Genomic DNA, 2,730 nt, shown 5'->3' on the forward strand with positions numbered 1-2,730 from the left:
CGTCAACGCGAGTACCCGACCACGCCCGGCGTGTGGGCGGTCGCCCCCGCCACTGGAGGCGAGGCGATCGGCCTGGTCAGCATCACCGCCGACAGCCGCTGTGCGGACAGGGCCGAGATTTCCTACCAACTCCTGCCATCAGCCTGGGGCCAGGGCCTGGGGCGCGAAGCCGTGGGCACCGCTGTCGACTGGTGGACCGCGGAGGTCCCCGACGGCGGCCCCCTCATCGCCGTCACACAGGAGTGCAACACCGCCTCCCGCCGCCTGCTGGAGTCGCTGGGCATGACCCTGCTCGACACGCTCCTCGAGTACGGCGAACCGCAGTGCCTCTACACCCCGGGCGGCGAGGACACCGCGCTGCGCTGGGCCCGGGTACTGGACGCACGCCGCGAGGACGTCGAACGCCGGCGGGGAGCCGAAGCGCGTGCGACCGCAGCCGGCCGCACGCTGCCAGAAGACCTGTCCGTCCTCACCCCCGATCAGATGGCCCGGCTCTGCCCCGCCCGGCACGGCGCCCACGGACGCATCTGCGCGCACCAGAAGGACCACACCCCCGACCTCCACCTCGGCAGAGCCGCAGACGGGGCCTGGATCGCCTGGCTGGACCGTGCAGAGCCGGAGCCCCCGGCCGGGCACGCGATGCCAGCTGCCCGCGATGCCACTCGGCCATGACCCGCCCCGCTGCACCCCCCCCCGAGGACCTGGACCCGATCATCCAGCCGGTCCGTGCGGCGCTGGCCAGCGGAGCCCAACCCGTCGTCGGAACTGACGTCGCCCTTCCCGGCCGGCCTGCGGGATCGCGCGAGTTCCCCGGAACGCACCCAGCGGGGAACTTCCGCAGTGCACGATGTGATCGTGACGAACGGTGACGTGAAAGCCCCTGGGGCGCGGCTCAGCAGAGATGCCGCCTTGGCTGCCCTTGGTGAGGCCGCTCAGTGGTGGGGCTGCGATGTGCCCGACGATCCCGGCACCAGTGAACTCGCTCTGCTCTTGGACGAGTTGGTCGAGCGTCTGCGCGCCGACCGGAGAGACGAGCGACTGCGTAGTGCTGCGGTAGACCTGGCGGAGGTCGCCGAAGCTCTGGGGGCCGCGTCCCGGCTCGGCGGCCTGTTGCCCGTCATCTCGCTGTGGCACCTGCGCACCGCCGTGGAGAAGGAACGCCTGGCCCGCCGCCATCTTGCCGAGGCAGCCGCCTCCCAGCCGGCCGGGGCGCTGCTGCCCGCGACGGTGTCCTGAGGAGCTGCGTCAGATCCTGCGCATCAGAAGATAATCAAGGCATGGACCATCAGCTTTCCAACCGGCCGTGGCAGTTCGGCTCAGTCACGCGCGGGAAGCAGGGACTTCCGCCCGAGGCCGCCACCGCAGAGTTCGTCGCCCAGCTGAAGCGCGCCAAGCACGCGATCGAGTGCCGCGAACTGGGGCCCGATGCAGCTCGGGCCCGCTTCGGACCGTTCGTCGACACTGGCGAGGAGCGCTTCGTGATCTTCGCGGATGCGGAGCGGCTGCTCGCCCGCCGTCCTGTCGATCAAGAACTCCACGAGCTGGTCCGAACCGTGCGAGAGCGAGGGCCGGCGGTGGACGTGTTCCTGATGCCGCCCTCGGACGCCCGGCGGGGTGTCTGAGCCGCCGAGTACGGGGATTGCCCGCAGCTCCTGAGCGCCAACGGCACGGTGCGCTCCGTCGGCGCTCAAGACGGCCGGAACCCTGGGTCAGTCCTCATCCCCGGCACCGGCAGGCAGAGCCTGCCGGTGATCGTCACACCAGGACACCCTGCTCCACCGGTTGGTGTGCAGCGGACTTCCGCGTCGCGCGTGCCCCGGTGCTTTGTCGCACTGCACCCAGCCCTCGACCTCCGGCTCGGCGCTGTAGAACATCGCCGAGCACATGCCGTCCATGTGCTCCGGGGTGGGACCGTAGAGCCCGAGCTGCCCGAGCATGCCGTCGGCGAGCCGCTCCGCCGCCTCGCCGTCCAGCAGCGTGGAGGCCGTGATCAGCTCCACGAGCCGCCCGTAAGCCCCCGGGGGTGTGACCGTCGGCAGGGTTGTCTTCAACGGGATCATCAAGTCCTCCAACACCGGATCGAGTGGCACCTTCACTCCCCGGTCCCGGCAGGGGCCTCAATCGGCAACAAACTTCAGCACCGCATGAGTGATGTGCGTCACTCGCGGGTGCGCTGCCGTCCCTGCTCGGTGCCGGGCTCCCGGCGAGAACCGGCGAACGCCGTCCGGCTCGGTCGGACGCGAGCGGGGCTACTGTTCGGCGGCGCGGACGACGCGAAGAGCCGCTCGTGCGTAGTCGGCCGGGACGGCATCGGGCCGGTGGACCTCGGCCATGGCGGCCAGCAGCGCCAGGTACTGCGGATCGGCATCGGCCGCGTCCTCGACGAGCTCGAACGCGGCGGAGCGCAGCCGGGTGAGGCTCGCGTGGGTCTTCTTGCCCGCCGACCCGCCGAGGTCGTGCTCGACCACGAGGTCGGCGCGGGTATCCCCGACGGCGAGAACGCGCAGCCGCCGGTCGCGGGACTTCATGTCGGGGGCGAGGTCTCGGTACAGCTGGCCCTTTGTGACGGTGGGAGCCATGACTCTTCTCTCTCTGGTTCGGGCTGCCCTGCGGGCAGCAGCCTAGGGTCGCGGGCGCCTTGACGTTGAGTGCCATGATCCTGTCGAAGTCCTCCTCCGTGGTGTCGGCGAACTTGCCCCGGAGCATGGTGGCGGCGTTGTTCACCAGGAT

Annotated in this window: 5 protein-coding genes; 3 read left to right on the forward strand and 2 right to left on the reverse strand. The window is 70.8% G+C overall.

Annotation, left to right across the window (positions count from 1 at the left end; genetic code table 11):
• The 3 genes from ABT093_RS40795 to ABT093_RS40805 all read left to right on the forward strand — a co-directional run.
• Positions 1-672, forward strand: a 672-nt coding sequence (locus ABT093_RS40795) for a GNAT family N-acetyltransferase (RefSeq protein WP_350572571.1), incomplete at its 5' end; no start/stop codon positions are given.
• 168 nt (positions 673-840) lie between these two features.
• Positions 841-1,236, forward strand: a complete 396-nt coding sequence (locus ABT093_RS40800; RefSeq protein WP_350572572.1) for a hypothetical protein — start codon at positions 841-843, stop codon at positions 1,234-1,236.
• A gap of 41 nt (positions 1,237-1,277) precedes the next feature.
• Complete coding sequence (locus ABT093_RS40805) at positions 1,278-1,622, forward strand: hypothetical protein (RefSeq protein ID WP_350572573.1); 345 nt, start codon at positions 1,278-1,280, stop codon at positions 1,620-1,622.
• A gap of 87 nt (positions 1,623-1,709) precedes the next feature.
• Here ABT093_RS40805 and ABT093_RS40810 read toward each other — a convergent pair whose 3' ends face one another.
• Both ABT093_RS40810 and ABT093_RS40815 read right to left on the reverse strand, forming a co-directional pair.
• Positions 1,710-2,000: a hypothetical protein gene (locus ABT093_RS40810; protein ID WP_350572574.1), complete on the reverse strand. Its 291-nt coding sequence runs from the start codon at positions 1,998-2,000 to the stop codon at positions 1,710-1,712.
• A gap of 249 nt (positions 2,001-2,249) precedes the next feature.
• Positions 2,250-2,579 carry a DUF6354 family protein gene (locus tag ABT093_RS40815; protein WP_350572575.1) on the reverse strand — a complete coding sequence of 110 codons (330 nt, stop codon included), beginning with the start codon at positions 2,577-2,579 and terminating at the stop codon, positions 2,250-2,252.
• Positions 2,580-2,730 lie beyond the last annotated feature (151 nt).

The organism is Kitasatospora sp. NPDC002551 (genome assembly GCF_040296005.1).
GTDB lineage: Bacteria > Actinomycetota > Actinomycetes > Streptomycetales > Streptomycetaceae > Kitasatospora.

Coding starts and splice junctions, on each gene's coding strand:
- ABT093_RS40815 (WP_350572575.1), bottom strand. CDS start 2,579: ATGGCTCCCACCGTCACAAAGGGCCAGCTGTACCGAGACCTCGCCCCC.
- ABT093_RS40805 (WP_350572573.1), top strand. CDS start 1,278: ATGGACCATCAGCTTTCCAACCGGCCGTGGCAGTTCGGCTCAGTCACG.